The 15,894-nt window shown below is 54.2% G+C and carries 18 protein-coding genes; 17 read left to right on the top strand and 1 reads right to left on the bottom strand.

Annotation, left to right across the window (positions count from 1 at the left end):
- Nucleotides 1–148 precede the first annotated feature (148 nt).
- A complete protein-coding gene (locus ALB80_RS17700) occupies nucleotides 149–466 on the top strand; it encodes a hypothetical protein (RefSeq protein ID WP_050605420.1) in 318 nt (105 codons plus the stop codon).
- 208 nt (nucleotides 467–674) lie between these two features.
- Nucleotides 675–1,271 carry a redoxin domain-containing protein gene (locus tag ALB80_RS17695; protein WP_253276912.1) on the top strand — a complete coding sequence of 199 codons (597 nt, stop codon included), beginning with the start codon at nucleotides 675–677 and terminating at the stop codon, nucleotides 1,269–1,271.
- Nucleotides 1,272–1,295: 24 nt separating this feature from the next.
- On the opposite strand, the gene ALB80_RS17690 is transcribed toward ALB80_RS17695, so the two are convergent.
- The gene (locus ALB80_RS17690) at nucleotides 1,296–1,964 is read right to left on the bottom strand and encodes a GntR family transcriptional regulator (protein ID WP_050605418.1); all 669 of its coding nucleotides are present in this window, start codon (nucleotides 1,962–1,964) and stop codon (nucleotides 1,296–1,298) included.
- A gap of 322 nt (nucleotides 1,965–2,286) precedes the next feature.
- On the opposite strand from ALB80_RS17690, the gene ALB80_RS17685 reads away from it, so the two are divergent.
- The 15 genes from ALB80_RS17685 to ALB80_RS17615 all read left to right on the top strand — a co-directional run bounded on the left by ALB80_RS17685 (nucleotide 2,287) and on the right by ALB80_RS17615 (nucleotide 15,638).
- Entirely contained in the window at nucleotides 2,287–3,261 is a 975-nt protein-coding gene (locus tag ALB80_RS17685; RefSeq protein WP_050605417.1) for a TRAP transporter substrate-binding protein, read from the top strand.
- Nucleotides 3,262–3,337: 76 nt separating this feature from the next.
- A complete protein-coding gene (locus ALB80_RS17680) occupies nucleotides 3,338–3,871 on the top strand; it encodes a TRAP transporter small permease (RefSeq protein WP_050605416.1) in 534 nt (177 codons plus the stop codon).
- A gap of 2 nt (nucleotides 3,872–3,873) precedes the next feature.
- The gene (locus ALB80_RS17675) at nucleotides 3,874–5,160 is read left to right on the top strand and encodes a TRAP transporter large permease (protein WP_050605415.1); all 1,287 of its coding nucleotides are present in this window, start codon (nucleotides 3,874–3,876) and stop codon (nucleotides 5,158–5,160) included.
- A gap of 19 nt (nucleotides 5,161–5,179) precedes the next feature.
- A complete protein-coding gene (locus tag ALB80_RS17670; RefSeq protein ID WP_050605414.1) occupies nucleotides 5,180–5,599 on the top strand; it encodes a heme-binding protein in 420 nt (139 codons plus the stop codon).
- Nucleotides 5,600–5,624: 25 nt separating this feature from the next.
- Nucleotides 5,625–6,497: an NAD(P)-dependent oxidoreductase gene (locus ALB80_RS17665; protein WP_050605413.1), complete on the top strand. Its 873-nt coding sequence runs from the start codon at nucleotides 5,625–5,627 to the stop codon at nucleotides 6,495–6,497.
- 54 nt (nucleotides 6,498–6,551) lie between these two features.
- The gene (locus ALB80_RS17660) at nucleotides 6,552–7,295 is read left to right on the top strand and encodes an SDR family NAD(P)-dependent oxidoreductase (RefSeq protein WP_050605412.1); all 744 of its coding nucleotides are present in this window, start codon (nucleotides 6,552–6,554) and stop codon (nucleotides 7,293–7,295) included.
- Between the two features lie 72 nt (nucleotides 7,296–7,367).
- Nucleotides 7,368–8,291 (top strand): sugar kinase, encoded by a 924-nt coding sequence (locus ALB80_RS17655; RefSeq protein WP_050605411.1) that lies wholly within the window; start codon nucleotides 7,368–7,370, stop codon nucleotides 8,289–8,291.
- A 16-nt stretch (nucleotides 8,292–8,307) separates the two neighbouring features.
- On the top strand, nucleotides 8,308–9,051 hold the full coding sequence (locus ALB80_RS17650) for a ribonuclease activity regulator RraA (protein WP_050605410.1): 744 nt from the start codon (nucleotides 8,308–8,310) through the stop codon (nucleotides 9,049–9,051).
- On the top strand, nucleotides 9,051–9,377 hold the full coding sequence (locus tag ALB80_RS17645) for a hypothetical protein (protein WP_050605409.1): 327 nt from the start codon (nucleotides 9,051–9,053) through the stop codon (nucleotides 9,375–9,377). Before ALB80_RS17650 ends, ALB80_RS17645 begins: the two co-directional genes overlap by 1 nt.
- Entirely contained in the window at nucleotides 9,374–10,027 is a 654-nt protein-coding gene (gene eda / locus ALB80_RS17640) for a bifunctional 4-hydroxy-2-oxoglutarate aldolase/2-dehydro-3-deoxy-phosphogluconate aldolase (RefSeq protein WP_050605408.1), read from the top strand. Before ALB80_RS17645 ends, eda begins: the two co-directional genes overlap by 4 nt.
- Nucleotides 10,024–11,163: a mandelate racemase/muconate lactonizing enzyme family protein gene (locus ALB80_RS17635; RefSeq protein ID WP_050605407.1), complete on the top strand. Its 1,140-nt coding sequence runs from the start codon at nucleotides 10,024–10,026 to the stop codon at nucleotides 11,161–11,163. Before eda ends, ALB80_RS17635 begins: the two co-directional genes overlap by 4 nt.
- Nucleotides 11,160–12,029 carry an amidohydrolase family protein gene (locus ALB80_RS17630; protein ID WP_050605406.1) on the top strand — a complete coding sequence of 290 codons (870 nt, stop codon included), beginning with the start codon at nucleotides 11,160–11,162 and terminating at the stop codon, nucleotides 12,027–12,029. The genes ALB80_RS17635 and ALB80_RS17630 overlap by 4 nt, the downstream gene beginning before the upstream one ends.
- Nucleotides 12,030–12,059: 30 nt before the next feature.
- Nucleotides 12,060–12,860: an NAD(P)-dependent oxidoreductase gene (locus ALB80_RS17625; RefSeq protein WP_050605405.1), complete on the top strand. Its 801-nt coding sequence runs from the start codon at nucleotides 12,060–12,062 to the stop codon at nucleotides 12,858–12,860.
- 49 nt (nucleotides 12,861–12,909) lie between these two features.
- A complete protein-coding gene (locus ALB80_RS17620; RefSeq protein WP_050605404.1) occupies nucleotides 12,910–13,677 on the top strand; it encodes an HpcH/HpaI aldolase/citrate lyase family protein in 768 nt (255 codons plus the stop codon).
- Between the two features lie 164 nt (nucleotides 13,678–13,841).
- Nucleotides 13,842–15,638: an IlvD/Edd family dehydratase gene (locus tag ALB80_RS17615; protein WP_050605403.1), complete on the top strand. Its 1,797-nt coding sequence runs from the start codon at nucleotides 13,842–13,844 to the stop codon at nucleotides 15,636–15,638.
- The last annotated feature ends 256 nt before the right edge of the window (nucleotides 15,639–15,894 follow it).

Below are 15,894 nucleotides of genomic sequence, written 5' to 3'. Positions count from 1 at the left end.
GTCGGAGGCCTGAAGTATAAGCAAAAACTTGCGACAAACCTCGGCTTTGCAGAATGCCTACTGCATTTGGCCAGGTTGGACTGGTCAGTACCCGATTTTATGCATCTTGTGTCGTCGACAAAGGCCGCTAAGTGTAGACCTGCCTACCGTGATAACAGCGACCGAAGTCATCGAAGTCCAACTGGGTGTTGAAGCCGAAAAGCTGTTCGGCAATGGTGGTATACTAAGCGGACAGCTGAGCGGAGTTCTGCGGCGCGATCTGGGAACAACAGATGCGAATGTAACCGTGTTCTCCTCAACTCAGTCGCTGATCTTTGCCTCTACCGACTTCACCGGCGCTCGCGTCTCGGTTGGTTACGAGCAGGAGCTTGTTCAGGACATTCGGCTCGAATTGAATGCAGAGCAGGAAATCGGCAACGACGCCCAGGGACCCTTCCTGCGGGCGGGGCTTCGCTGGTCGTTCTAAATCCAAGGATCCCTGCGGCACCCAGTGGGTGCCACAGATTTCAGCTCGAAGCTGAACGATGTCGGGCTATTTGACGTATAGTGTTGACCCTTTCACAAGTCTATTTGAGCTTTTCGAGTGGTCGACAATTATCCGAACTTTTTGCGGTTGCCTGAAAGCAATTGTGCAACTGTTTCTTGAGTTTGTGTAAGCCGACATTTCGTCCGAGTTGCGACATTGGTCAAAAAGGGCTCTTATCAGACCTTATCCGCGCAAAGTTATTGTTTATAGTACAAAGGAACGACTCATGACCTCACCCAAACCAAATGTCGGCGCGCAAATCGAGCAAATGAGTTTTTTGAGGCTGGGATCTGAGGACAAGGTTACGATCGGTCAACAAAAAGACCGCTGGACCATGTTGTTTGTTTACCGAGGTAAGCATTGTCCACGCTGCAAGCGCTTCTTGAACAAGTTGAATGTGGCGCTGCCAGCATGGGCTGACGTTATGGACGTTATTGTTGTCTCTGCCGACACCAAAGAAAAAGCTGCGGCAGACAAAGCAGAATTCGGCTGGGAGTTTGATCTTTGCTATGGAATGACCGAAGCGCAAATGCGCGCGCTTGGTCTTTATGTGTCATCACCTCTATCTGATGCGGAAACCTCGGGTCTGTTCGCCGAACCTGGCGCGTTTGGTATCCGTCCGAATGGGACGCTGATGCTGGCCGACATCTCTAACGGCCCTGCGGCACGTCCCGATTTGGAAGAGCTTTTGGACGGCATGAAATTCAATATTGATAATGATCGTCCGGAACGAGGAACGGCCTGAGACCACCAGATCGCATGGCCTCGGTTACTCAAAGTAGCCTGGGTGCGTCTTGTGAATGAAGTCGATGGTTTCGTCAAGGCGGGACAAGTGTTTTCTGACAGAGGCTTGCGCTTGGTCATGGTCTCCTGCCGCCATGGCCTCTGCAATCTCTCGGTGATCGGCGAGGATGGCGTCTGCGGCGCTGCCCTTTTCAAGACTGAGCATACAAAGCCGGTCAACCTTTTGCTTGGATTCTAGCATTACATCAAATGCCATTGGATTGCCGCTGAGCACGTAGATCAGTTTGTGAAAATCATAGTCCAGCGCGTGAAATGCCGATAGGTCACCGTCACTGATCGCTTGCTCTTGTAAGGCGAGGTTTTCTGCAAGTTTTGCTTCACGTGTTGCGTCCCAAACTTCCATTGCTCGATGGACGATCTCTAGCTCCACCGCCATTCTAACCAATCGCGCGAGAGCCACACGCTCCATAGAAAATCCTCGAACTACGGTCGCCTTTTGTGGTCGTATCAAGAGCAGATCTTCGTTGCCGAGCCTTGTGAATGCGTTGCGAACAGGTTGGCGTGATACGCCGAATCGGCTGGCTACCTCTGTTTCGGATAGCTTTGTACCGGGAAGAATTTCAAGCGAAACGATCTCGTCGTGTAGCGCTTCATAGACCGCATCGGTTGTGGTTCGTCTGACAATATCTTCCACGGTATGTTGCTTGCGCCCTCTATCTTGGTTGCGTTTCAAATTACAGGTTCACCTTTAGATCATTGAAATATATAGAATATTCTATTTGATCTTGCTTGAGTGAACCAATGTAACCCTGTCACCTATCAAATGCCCTGCGCTTTCGACTGTCAAGCAATCTGACATACTAAAAGCCTACAGTTGACATAACTTGGATACTAGTGTCCCTTTGGGGGCAGCAGCGATTCTGGTTCTTGGGGGAAATCGAAAGCTACGTGGCTTACGGTCTCTGAATTTCCATGAAAGCCAAATCCTGTCCAAAATTAATCGGGGAGGAGAACCCATGACTTTCACGAAATCGTTCTTTGCAACTGCGACCGCTGTGGCATTCATTGCAACGTCAGCTTCGGCCGAAAACTGGCGGGCCTGGAACATCCACAACGACGGCCATCCCAACACGGCTGCAATGGACAAGTTTGCCGAACTGGTTGACGCTGCTACAGACGGCGAGGTTACCGTCGATGTGTTCCACGGTGGTGTTCTTGGTTCCCAACCGGATGCCCTTGAACAGGTTCGTATCGGCGCAATCGAGGTTGGTAACTTCAACCTCGGTCCCATTGGCCCAATGGTGAAAGAAGCTAACCTTGTATCGCTTCCTTTCATCTTTAAGGATGTGCCGCACATGTTCCGCGTGCTGGACGGCGAAGCCGGTGAGGTTGTTTCAGCTGCGATGGGTGAAGCAGGCGTTCTGCCACTGGCATGGTTTGATGCCGGTGCGCGTTCTTTCTACAGCCAAAAACCGATCAACACGCCAGCAGATGTCGAAGGCCTGAAAATCCGTGTGATGAACAACGATCTTTATACATCGATGATTTCAGCTATGGGCGGAAACCCGTCTCCAATGGCTTTCTCCGAAGTTCAGCAAGCTCTGAAAACCGGCGTTGTTGATGGTGCGGAAAACAACTTCCCGTCATTCAAAAATGTTGGCCACTTTGAAGTGACCACAAATTATTCTTTATCCGAGCACCTGATTATCCCCGAGTGCATCTGCGTGAACACAGCCAAATTCAATGCGCTGTCTCCTGAACTGCAGGCCGCTGTGCGCGGTGCAGCAGAAGAAGCCGCATTGGTCCAGCGTGAGCTTTGGGCAATCGGCTCTGAGCAAGCGCGTAAAGATGTCGAAGCGGCTGGCATCACAGTCAATGAAATCGCTGACAAAGGCCCATTCCAGTCCGCAATGGATTCGGTTTATGCAGACTACTTGGCTGCAAATCCTGACATGAAAGCGTTGGTAGAAATGGCGCAAGCCACTGAATAAGTTGTCTTAACAGTTCAACTTTGAGCGCCCGGCTCCGCCAATTGGATGCCGGGCGTTTTGTCTCAGAGGAAATCCAATGCAAGAGCCCGACACCCCCCCCGCCGCCATGCGCAACATGGACAGGATTCTTGATCTGCTCGCACGAGTTTGCATGTTGCTGTCCGGCGTCGCCATTGTTGTTATGACAGCGATCTTTGCCTGGCTGGTGTTCGGGCGCTACGTTCTGAACAACACGCCCACTTGGGTCGAGCAGGTTTCACTGCTTTTGGTCATGGTCATCGCGTTTCTCGGTGCGGCTGCGGGTGTGCACAATCACACGCACCTCTCTGTTGTTGTGTTCCGCAATATAGTTCCACCCTCTGTGCGAACGGTTTTCGTCGTGCTCACTGATGTCCTGATGGCAGGTTTCGGTGGCATGATGTTTTGGTACGGGATCGAGTTGACCATATTCAAATGGAACACTCTGATCCCGCTCATCCAATGGTCAGAAGGCTTGCGCTCCTTGCCTCTGACAATCAGCGGCGCTTTGGTGTTCCTTTTTTCCACTGGCCATTTGATCCGCCTGTTTCTGGGCCGAGACGAACGCCAAGACAACATTGATCAGGGATAGTTATGGGACTCATGATTCTGTTGGGGGTTTTTGCCCTTTGTGTCATCATCGGTGCGCCAGTGGCATACGCCCTTGGTATCGCTGCATTGGCTTCCTTTTGGTTTGAAGGATTGCCGATGTTTGTTGGATTCCAGCGTATCGTGTCGGGGATCAACGTCTTTTCCCTAATGGCGATCCCATTTTTCATCTTTGCGGGCGAGCTGATGTTTCACGGTGGTATCGCGATCCGGTTGGTTCGGTTCGCGCAGGCTGCCGTAGGCGCTGTGCGCGGTGGGCTTGGTATCGTCAATGTCTTCTCGTCCATGTTGTTTGGTGGCATTTCCGGATCGGCAATTGCAGATATCTCGGCGCTTGGGTCAATCCTGATCCCGGTGATGAAAGACAAAGGTTATGATGCCGACTATGCGGTGAACGTCACAGTGACATCATCAATTGCCGGGATCATCATCCCACCCAGCCACAACATGATCATCTTTGCCCTTGCAACCGGCGGTGCAGTTTCAATCTCAAAATTGTTCCTGGCCGGTGTTGTTCCCGGTGTCCTTATGTGTTGCTGCCTTGCGATTGCTGCCTATGTCGTGGCGGTCAAGCGCGGCTATCAGGCCGAACAGTTTCCGGGTTGGACCGCACTGGCCATCGCCTTTGTGGGCTCGATCCCTGGCTTGTTGACGGCCGTGATCATTGTTGGAGGGGTCTTGTCAGGCGTCTTTACGGTGACGGAATCCGGCGCGTTCGGGGCAATGTATGCCTTTGTGGTGACGCTTGTTGTCTATCGCAGCCTGTCCTGGGAAAACTTCAAAACCGCCGTTATCTCTTCGGTGCGCACAACGTCTATGGTGATGATCCTGATCGCCTGCGCCGGTGCCTTTGCCTATATGCTGACGTTCAACCGGGTTCCGACAAAAACAGTCGAATTCCTGTTGGGTATCACAGAAAACCCGATCCTGATCTTGTTGATGATCAACGCTGTGCTGTTGCTCTTGGGGATGATCATGGACATGGCCGCGTTAATCCTGATCTGCACACCGATTTTCCTGCCTGTGATGAACATGCTGGGCATCGACCCGCTGCAGTTCGGCATGATCCTTTTGGTGAACCTCGGTCTTGGTCTTTGCACGCCACCTGTCGGGACCTGTCTCTTTGTGGGGTGTGCTGTTGGAAAACTACCGATGGAGAAAGCGGTCAAAACGATTTGGCCTTTCTACCTCGCCATCTTTGCCGCGCTCATGCTGATCACTTTTGTACCGGCAATATCGCTGACGCTGCCGAACCTGATCATTGGCCCCTAAAGCAAAGGAGAATGAGGCGATGCTGACAATAAGACGCCTGGACATCGATGACGCGGGCAAGTTGATCGCCGGAGCGCGAGCCAAAGCGAAGGAAATCGGCGTGCCGATGTGTATTGCCGTCACAGACGAAAGCGGCAACCTCATCGCGTTTGAACGGATGGATGGTGGCAAGATTACCAGCATCATTTTGGCCATCGACAAGAGTTTCACTGCAACCGGTATCCAAAAAGGAACCGATGCTCTTGGTGAAGCAAATCAGCCTGGCATGGCCGCACACGGAATATCCTCAACGCTGGGCGGACGAATGGTGACCGTTGCAGGTGGCCTTCCCGTGACGGTCGACGGACAGGTGGTTGGCGGGATCGGTGTCAGCTCGGGCTCACCAGCCCAGGATCTCGAAGTTGCACAGGCAGGGGTCACGGCGCTCTGCGAAGCCTAATTGGAAAGAGTTTAAGGAGTCAGATATGACAAAACCCGTCATCGGTTTCATCGGCCTCGGTCTTATGGGCGGCAACATGGCAGAGTGCCTGCAAAACAACAGTTTTGACCTGGTTGTCATGGGGCGAAACAAGGAAGCCGTCGCAGCCACAGTCAACCGCGGTGCTGTAGAGGTTAAAACGCCACGAGAGCTTGCTGAAAACAGCGATATCGTGATGCTTTGTGTAACAACATCGGATGTCGTCGAAAGCCTGATCTACGGCGATGACGGTATCCTGGCAGGCATCAAGGATGGTGCCGTAGTCATTGACTTTGGCACCTCGATCCCGGCGTCCACTCGCAAAATCGGCGCAGACTTGGCCGCAAAAGGTGCCGGTATGATTGACGCGCCGCTGGGACGCACACCCGCGCACGCCAAGGATGGTTTGCTGAACATCATGGCAGCGGGGGATATGGCCACCTTTGAGAAGGTGAAACCTGTCCTGGACGTACTGGGGGAAAATGTCTTTCACCTCGGCGAGCTGGGTGCGGGCCACGTGACCAAGCTCATCAACAATTTTATGGGTATGACGACGGCTTGCACCATGAGCCAAGCCTTTGCTGTGGCTGAACGCTCAGGGGTAAACAAACAGCAGCTTTTTGACATCATGTCAGCTGGACCGTCCAGTTCCCCCTTTATGCAGTTTTGTAAGAACTACGCGGTGGATGGTGTCAGCGATTTGGGGTTTTCGATTAACAACGCCAACAAGGATCTTGGTTACTTCCTGAAGCTGGCCGAAGACGTGGGCACTCGTGCCGAGATCGCTGAAGGAACCGCGAGCAACCTTCAGGCGGCCGCGGACGCAGGCATGGGCGACGGCAACGTGCCGGAAATCTTCGACTATTTTGCCAAGCTTTAGCGTCAGATCCATCAGTCACTCACAGCAGCACCAATTGAACGGGAAAGAACAACCATGAGACTTCAGGGAAAGACCGCAATTGTCACGGGTGGTGGCCGCGATATCGGGCGCGCCTGCGCTGTCAAACTCGCCTCCGAAGGGGTGAATGTCGCGGTGAACTACTTCGCCAGTAGTGCCGGTGCCGAGGAAACCGTAACCGAGATCAAAAAGATCGGTGGAAAGGCGTTTGCAATGCAAGGCGACCTGAACAAACCCGAAGAGGTCGATGCGTTAATCGCCAAGACGGTCGATACCTATGGCAGCCTGGACATTCTGGTGAACAATGCCGGAGGTTTGATCGCGCGCAAGAAAATCACCGAGATGTCGCTTGAACATTGGCAGGCTGTCATGGATCTCAACCTGACCAGCACGTTTCTTATGGTCAAAGCGGCACTGCTGCATATGAAATCCGGGGCCATTGTAAACATCGCCAGTCAGGCGGGTCGCGACGGTGGTGGCCCGGGTGCATCGGCTTATGCAACGTCAAAAGGCGGGGTCATGACGCTCACCCGTAGTCTTGCAAAAGAACTGGGTCCCGATATCCGTGTCAATGCAATCTGCCCAGGCATGATCGACACGGATTTCCATAACATCCATACTCCCGATGCAGGCCGTCGCGGGCTAGAAGCTGCTGCGCCGCTCAAGCGGCAAGGCCAGTCTCAGGATGTTGCGAACCTCGTGGCGTTTCTAGCAAGCAAGGACTCGGCTTATCTGACCGGGACCAATGTCGATATCAATGGTGGGATGCTGTTCTCGTGACCACTGCAGAACAGGTTACCTAATTGTCGAACGCTACCGTTTGTCAAACTTCGAAGTACTGGAAACCGGAATATGCGAATTCTCGCGATAGGTGAGTGCATGGCCGAAATGGCCCCAACTGACGCGCCAAGCACGTATCAAATGGGGTTCGCCGGAGACACGTTCAATACAGCTTGGTATCTGGCCCAACTCACACCCGAAACACCCTTGTCCTATTTTACCGCCGTCGGAGATGATGCCATCTCGTCCCGGATGCTGGGGGCCATGCGCGAAAGTGGGGTGGATACCCAGCAGGTACGGATCGTGCCAAACCGTTCTGTGGGGTTGTATCTTATCACGCTGGACAACGGGGAACGTAGTTTTACTTATTGGCGCGGTCAGTCCGCCGCACGCCTGTTGGCGCAAGACAAGCAAGCACTTGCCCACGCTATGGCGCAATCAGATCTCATCTATTTCTCGGGTATCACTCTGGCAATCTTGAACCCTGAAGGGCGCGCCGCCTTGCTCGACGTTGCTCGGTCAGCGCGGCGCGCCGGGAAACGGATTGCCTTCGACCCCAATCTGCGCCCGCATCTTTGGGACAGCCCCTCTGAGATGACCGAGAACATCATGCAGGCGGCCGCCGTTAGCGATATCGCCTTGCCATCGTTCGAGGACGAGGCACGTTGGTTCAGCGACATGAACCCCGCGGCCACTTTGCAGCGCTATGCAAGGGCGGGTGCGGAAACGATCGTTGTCAAGAATGGCGCAGAAACGGTCCTTTATCGTACCCGCGGCGCAGAGGGCTCTGTCCATGTTCCGCCTCTGGCCTCGGTTGTGGATACGACTGCTGCAGGCGACAGTTTCAACGCTGGCATTCTGGCTGGGCTGGCAACGGATACACCCTTACCTGACAGCATAGCGCTGGCCTGCAAACTGGCAGGGCATGTCGTGCAAGGCAAAGGTGCACTTGTTCCTATCAACCAAAGCCTGCTCGACAGTTGCCCACAGCCTTAGCAGAAGGATCCAGCCCATGCCGAACCCTCAGCCTGCCGAAACGATCAAACTGCGTCCGGATACGCTTGATCGCTTGTCAAAGGTCAGCACAGCGACTGTGGCCACGCTGCTTTACAAACGCGGTTATCAAAACGCCTATGTTCAAGGCGTTGCCCCATTGGGCAAAGGCAAGCCCACCCTAGTGGGACCGGCTTTTACACTGCGCTACATTCCTGCACGGCCTGACACCGACCCGATCGAGGCGTTTCGTGAGCCAGATCACCCGCAGCGCGTGGCCGTGGAAACATGTCCTGAACGCGCGGTATTGGTCATGGATTGTCGCCAAGATGCCTCGGCGGCCTCGGCAGGTTCGATCCTTTTGACTCGACTGGAAATGCGCGGAGCAGCGGGCGTTGTCACGGATGGTGGCATTCGCGACGCCGACGGTGCCGCAGCACTTGAGATGCCGGTCTTTGCTGCAAAACCGTCTGCCCCAACCAACCTTACGAAACATCATGCGGTTGATATCGGGTTGCCAATCGGGTGTGGCGGCGTTGCGGTCTATCCCGGCGACATCGTTCTGGGTGACAGCGATGGTGTCATGATTATCCCACGTCACCTCGCCGATGACATTGCGATCGAGGCAGGACCAATGGAGCTGTTCGAACGCTTCGTTCTGGAAGAGGTGCGAAAAAACACCCCCGTGATCGGACTTTATCCTGCAACCGACCCAGACGTTCTTGAACGATTTGAGGTCTGGCGCGCACGGATCTCTGACTGATGTCTGAATCGCTGCCATGTTTTGTCCAATACTGGGACGAACTCATTTCCCTTCAGGGCTCACTCACTAAAAGGACCATCGCCTTGAGTTTAAAGAACAGCAGGGAAATAGGGCAGAAACGGATCGACAGACAAGTCAAACCGCCGCGCATGACAGCTTTGGGAGCATTTAACGCTATGGAATCCGGCTTACTTGACAACTCGGCGATCGCCGCCAAAATTTTAACTGTCTCGTCTGGCTTAGAAAACGCGCTGTACAAGTCGTTCCGCTTCACAGTCGGATCGGTTACACCATGCGCCCACCAAAAGGATAATTTGTCCAGATGACTATTTCGCCAAAGGCAGCGAGTTTACGGGCCCGAGAAATCTGTGCACTCGCGCCAATTGTGCCGGTTTTGGTGGTTGATGAAGTCGCAACGGCCCGACAGTTGGCCGAGGCGCTTATCGCAGGCGGTTTGCCCTCGCTGGAGGTCACGTTGCGCACCCCTGCCGCTCTCGAGGTCATTCGGGTCATGAGCGACGTCCCGGGTGGACATGTGGGGGCTGGTACGCTGATAACCCCCGAAGATGTTCGGGCTGCCAAAGAGGCGGGAGCGACCTTCGGTGTCTCTCCGGGTGCAACCGACGAACTTCTTGCGGCTTGTGAAACCGAAGGATTGCCGCTCCTGCCCGGCGCCGCGACTGCCTCTGAGGCGATGCGTCTTTTGGCGCGCGGCTATGACATGCTCAAGTTCTTTCCAGCCGAGGCCTCGGGCGGGGTATCGGCACTCAAGGCTATTGGCGGGCCATTGCCACAGATTTCCTTCTGTCCTACGGGCGGGGTCAGCGCGGCCAATGCAGGCTCGTATCTGGCGCAGCAGAACGTGGTTTGTGCTGGAGGCAGTTGGGTGGCGCCCAAAGATCTTATCGCCGCGGGCGATTGGGCGGGTATCGAAACTCTGGCTCGGGACGCGGCCCAGTTAGAGGTGTGTAAATGAAGATTTCCGAGGTTTATACACATCTTCTTGACTACAAGCTTGAGACCGCCTTCGAGAGCGCAGCAACTCGTTTCACGCGGCGCCAACATGTTTTGGTCGAGATTGTCTGTGATGACGGTACGACGGGTTGGGGAGAGTGCTTGGGGCCAGCGCAGCCAAACGCGGCGATCGTAAAGGCCTATGCGCCCTATTTGATTGGCCGCAATCCGCTGGATACGGAAGTTCTCTGGCAAGGCCTGTATAATCTCCTACGAGACCAAGGGCAGCGCGGTCTCACAATGACCGCACTTTCAGGAATTGATGTCGCTTTGTGGGATATCAAGGGTCACCACTTTGGCGTTCCGGTTTCGGTTCTTCTCGGGGGACGTGCTCGGGACACAATACAGGCATATGCGACCGGGTCATTCCGGCGCGACGGGGTCGATCGCATTTCGGACAATGCCGAGGAATGCGCAGCCCATGTCGCTGAAGGGTTCGACGCAGTTAAAATCAAGATTGGCTTTGGGGTGGAAGAAGATCTTGCAGTCATCAAAGCGGTGCGTGAAGCGATTGGCAGGCATACTCGTCTGATGATCGACGCAAATCACGGGTACTCGATCCAAGAAGCGATCACTCTGGGCAACCGTGCCGCAGAGTTCGATATCGATTGGTTCGAGGAACCAGTCATTCCGGAACAACTTGACGCGTACCGTCGCGTACGCGCCGGTCAGCCTATTCCGGTTGCTGGTGGCGAGACTTGGCATGGCAGGTTTGCGTTCCGCGAGCCCCTGGAAACAGGATGTATCGATATCGCCCAGCCAGACTTGTGTGGCACTGGCGGTTTTTCGGAGATGCGCCGGGTCGTTGATATGGCAGCTCTTCATGGCGTACGTGTTGTTCCGCATGTTTGGGGAACAGCAGTGCAAATCGCTGCGAGCCTTCAGTTTGTTTCGGCCCTGCTACCAGACCCACCACGGCGGGATCCAATCGAACCGATTTTCGAGTTTGATCGGACGCATAACCCATTCAGGCAGGCGATCATCACTCACCCGATCGAACAAAAAAACGGTGTGATCGCAATTCCAAACAAACCGGGTCTGGGTATCGAGATCAATCGTGATGCATTGGCAGAGTTCGCCATGGGAGAACCCGAATGATCGAGCGCAGCTTCTCTGGCCGTGCCCCTGAGACCAAGCTGCCTGCAGGCGCCATTGATACACACCTTCACGTCTATCTTTCCGGGTTTCCAGCACTGCCAGGAGGTCCTGATCTGCCGGAGGGCCAGCCTGGGTTATCAGAGTACAGACAAGTCATGGGCTGGCTTGGCATTGACAGGTTTGTCATCACACAAGGAAATGCACATCACGCCAACCATGCGAATTTGCTGGCGGCGCTCAAGGAAACCAGGGACGTGGCACGTGGCGTGGCCGCCATTGACGGTGAAACCTCTGACGCAGAACTTGAAATGCTCAAGGATGGAGGGGTCGTTGGGACGCGTATCGTGGATCTGCCAGGGGGAGCCGTTGGGCTCAGTCAGCTCGAAGAGGTTGACGCCCGTGCTTTTGCTGCGGGCTGGATGATTGCAATTCAGTTCGATGGCTCAGACATTTCGGACCATGTTGATAGGCTCTCAAAACTGCGATCCAAATGGGTGCTTGACCACCATGGCAAATTTTTGAGGGGCGTCGCGCCAGATGGCGATGAAGTAGCAATGCTCAAACGCCTTGTCGACGGTGGCCGATGCTGGTTCAAGTTTGCTGGTTGTTATGAGTCCTCCATCGAAGGCGAACCGCATTATTCAGACGTAGCTAACGTTTCGAGGATCATGGCAGCCCATGCCCCCGAGCGCATTGTGTGGGGAACGAATTTTCCTCACAATTCGGCGACAAAAACCTCGGACTACCCTAACGACGCGGCGTTGCTCGACACGGTTCTGAACTGGTTTCCAGACGACCGCGCGCGTCACCTCGCTCTCGTAGAAAACGCCGAAGAACTCTACGGTTTCCAATCTGAAGCGACGTGATCGCCGCCTGCAAAAAGTGAGAAATACAAAATGTTAAACAAACTTTTGATAACGGGCGCGGACGGCAACCTAGGGTCGGTTTGCCGGTCTCGCTTGCACGGCCTTGCCGCAACCATTCGCCTTGGTGCGAGGGAAGATGTGGGCCCTGCCGGTGAAAATGAAGAGATTATGTATTGTGACTTGGGCGAAAAAGATGCGGTTGAGGCCATGGTTGAAGGGTGCGATGGGATTGTTCACATGGGGGGGCAATCGATCGAAGCACCTTGGGAAACTATAAAACAATCCAATATCGACGGTGTATTCAATCTCTATGAAGCGGCCCGAAAATCGTCGGTTACGCCGAGGATATTCTTTGCCAGTTCAAATCACGCGATTGGCTTTCACGAACAGACAACGCGGCTTGATGCCAATGCACAGGTAAGGCCGGATGGTCTGTATGGCGTGTCAAAAGTCTTCGGAGAAGCTCTCGCACGGCTCTATTTTGAGAAGTTTGGGATCGAGACAGCATTGGTCCGCATCGGTTCATCCTTTCCGGAACCAAAAAACCATCGCATGCTTGCAACCTGGTTGAGTTACGATGATCTGATATCTCTTATCGAGAGTGTTTTCACTATTCCGCGCCTGGGGTGTCCGATTATCTACGGTGCTTCGAACAACGACGCATCCTGGTGGGACAATCGTGAAACAAGCTTTCTGGGGTGGAAGCCAAAAGACAACTCCGAGATGTTTCGCGCCCGTATCGATGCCGAATGCACCCCACCTGCGAACGACGAAGTTTCCGCAGTTTATCAGGGCGGAGAATTCTGTGGTCAGGGCATTCTCGAAGAATAGCTCCAATCCGATCAACCCATATGAGTGGACATTCTAAAAAGGTAAACTGATGCGCTCAAACAAAATTAGAGAGCATTGGGCCGCCGGACGGCCTGTAGTCAATGGATGGCTGGCGATCCCAAGCGGTTTCTCGGCGGAAACCATGGCGCATCAGGGATGGGACACGCTTACTGTTGATATCCAACATGGCGTAATCGACTACCAGAAGGCGGTCGAGATGTTCACTGCGATTTCGACAACCGATACCGTCCCAGTTACGCGCGTGCCGTGGCTCGAGCCCGGTATTTTGATGAAGGTGCTCGATGCCGGCGCTTACGGTGTTATTTGCCCAATGATCAATAGCTGTGAAGATGCTGAGAACCTTGTGGCGTGGACACACTACCCGCCCAACGGAACAAGGAGTCTTGGGCCGACCCGAGGCCTCTTGTACGGAGGTTCAGACTACCCACAGCATGCCAATGACACGATCGTCGTCTTCGCGATGATCGAGACTCTGCAAGGTCTCGACAACCTTGAAGACATACTGTCGGTTCCAGGGCTCGACGCCGTGTACATCGGACCTTCCGACCTTTCCCTGGCTTTAGGTTGCCGCCCGGCATTCGATGAGGTCGAGCCCCCCGTGGCCGAGGCCATTGAACTAATAGCCGCCAAGGCAAAAGAGTATGGGAAGTTCGCTGGCTGCCATAACGGAACACCGGAATACGCTTTGAAACGCATCGAAATGGGGTTCCAGTTCGTCACAATCGCGTCGGATGCCCGTTTGATGGCAGCTGCCGCGAAAGACGCTTTGGCCCTGGTGCGTGGTGGACTGTCATAGTCTGTTGGCGGTGAATTTTGGGAAGCGCGTTTTAAAAACGTGAAGCCAGACAAGTTTCCGCTACTGTACGCTGCTCAAATATGAGGACCCGCATTTCGCGCTGTTTGGTATGTTCAAAGGTCGAAAGATCTAACCGACACACGACCAAGACTTAGGAGGCACGCATGTCACGTATGAAGCCCGAGAACCTCAGATCACGTCAATGGTTCGCCAATCCGAGTGATCCGGAAATGACCGCGCTCTATTTGGAACGTTATCTCAACTACGGGCTCACGCGCGAAGAACTGCAATCCGGTAAACCTATCATCGCAATTGCACAGACGGGCAGCGACCTAAGCCCCTGCAACCGCCACCATCTGGAGCTCGCCAAACGGGTACGGGACGGAATCATCGCAGCAGGAGGCACAGCCATCGAAGTGCCGGTCCATCCCATTCAGGAAACTGGCAAACGACCCACCGCCATGCTCGACCGTAATCTGGCATACCTGAGTTTGGTTGAATCGCTGTACGGCTACCCGATTGACGGCGTGGTGTTGATGATTGGCTGTGACAAGACGACACCGGCCCTTCTGATGGCAGCTTCAACGGTCAACATTCCAGCCATCGCTCTGTCTGTGGGGCCGATGCTCAATGGTTGGCACGAGGGGAAGCGTGCAGGGTCTGGCACTGTTATTTGGAAAGCTCGCGAACGCCTTGCTGCCGGGGAAATCTCCGCTGATGAATTCATGGATGCCGCCGCCGCATCTGCTCCCTCAGTGGGGTACTGCAACACCATGGGGACCGCCACCACCATGAACAGCTTGGCCGAAGCACTCGGCATGCAGCTACCAGGCGCGGCGGCCATTCCGGCACCATACCGCGAACGCGGTCAGATCAGTTATGAGACCGGACAACGCATCATTGAAATGGTGTGGGAGGATCTGCGCCCGTCTGACATCATGACGCGCGCGGCTTTTGAGAATGCTATCGTGGTTAACTCCGCCATTGGCGGATCCACCAATGCGCCTATTCACCTAAATGCCATTGCGCGCCATCTAGGTGTGCCGCTTGACAATGATGACTGGCAGGCTTTGGGGCACAATGTGCCACTTTTGGTCAATCTACAGCCCGCAGGCGAGTATCTCGGCGAAGATTACCACCGCGCTGGCGGTGTTCCTGCCGTGATCGCAGAGCTGATTGCAGCTGGTCGCCTACCTCATGCAGAGGCCAAAACTGTCAACGGGCACAGCATAGCCAAAAACTGCACGCGCCGGCGCAGCACAAACTCCAACGTCATTAAATCTGTTGATGCCCCGCTGAAAGACAAGGCAGGGTTCATCAACTTAAAAGGCAATCTATTTGACAGCGCGTTGATGAAAACCAGTGTTATCGGGTCAGAATTTGCAAAAGCCTATCTTTCCAATCCCGATGATCCCAACGCGTTTGAGGGTCGTGCAGTTGTTTTTGATGGACCCGAAGATTTTCACAAGCGTATTGATGACCCTTCTCAGGATATCGACACCGGTTGCATTCTCGTTATGCGCGGAACCGGCCCCAAAGGGTATCCCGGCGGAGCAGAAGTCGTGAATATGCGTGCGCCATCCTATCTCTTGAAGCAAGGTGTTCAGGAATTACCCTGCATAGGCGATGGGCGCCAATCTGGCACTTCTGGCTCGCCATCAATCCTGAACGCTGCACCAGAGGCTGCCGACAATGGTGGCCTAGCAGTTCTGCAAACAGGGGATCGGATCCGCGTTGATCTTAACACCTGCACAGTCAACATTCTGATTTCCGACGCGGAACTTGAACGGCGCAAAGACCAGTTAGTCCAAAACGGTGGATATCCCGTGCCCGAAAGCCAATCTCCTTGGCAACAGTATTTCCGTGATCTGGTGCAACCTTTTGACAAAGGTATGAACCTACGCAATGCTGACGCCTATCGCGACATCGCGCGCAAGTCACTGCCCCGAGACAACCACTGAATTCAACAAAATGTGGGCACGCTGCGGGATCTTTTGCGGCGTCACATACGCATTCCAGCTTCACATCTTCATCTCGATGGTGACGGTAATCACGACTATTATGATGTCTCCCCTGCTTCTCATTTTTCGTGGCTCCTGCTTGGCAGGGTGGTTTGGGCCAGCATTTTCGGGAGGAGGTGAAAATGCTGGCCCTTTGCGTTGGCGCTCCCTGTTGGCTTTTTCGCCGCCGCTTTTGCTGGCTTACTCTGGGAGGAGC

Source organism: Ruegeria sp. 6PALISEP08, from assembly GCF_001238295.1.
Classification (GTDB): domain Bacteria; phylum Pseudomonadota; class Alphaproteobacteria; order Rhodobacterales; family Rhodobacteraceae; genus Ruegeria.
Note: the sequence above shows the minus strand (reverse complement) of the source record. Positions and strands in the feature narration are given on the sequence as shown.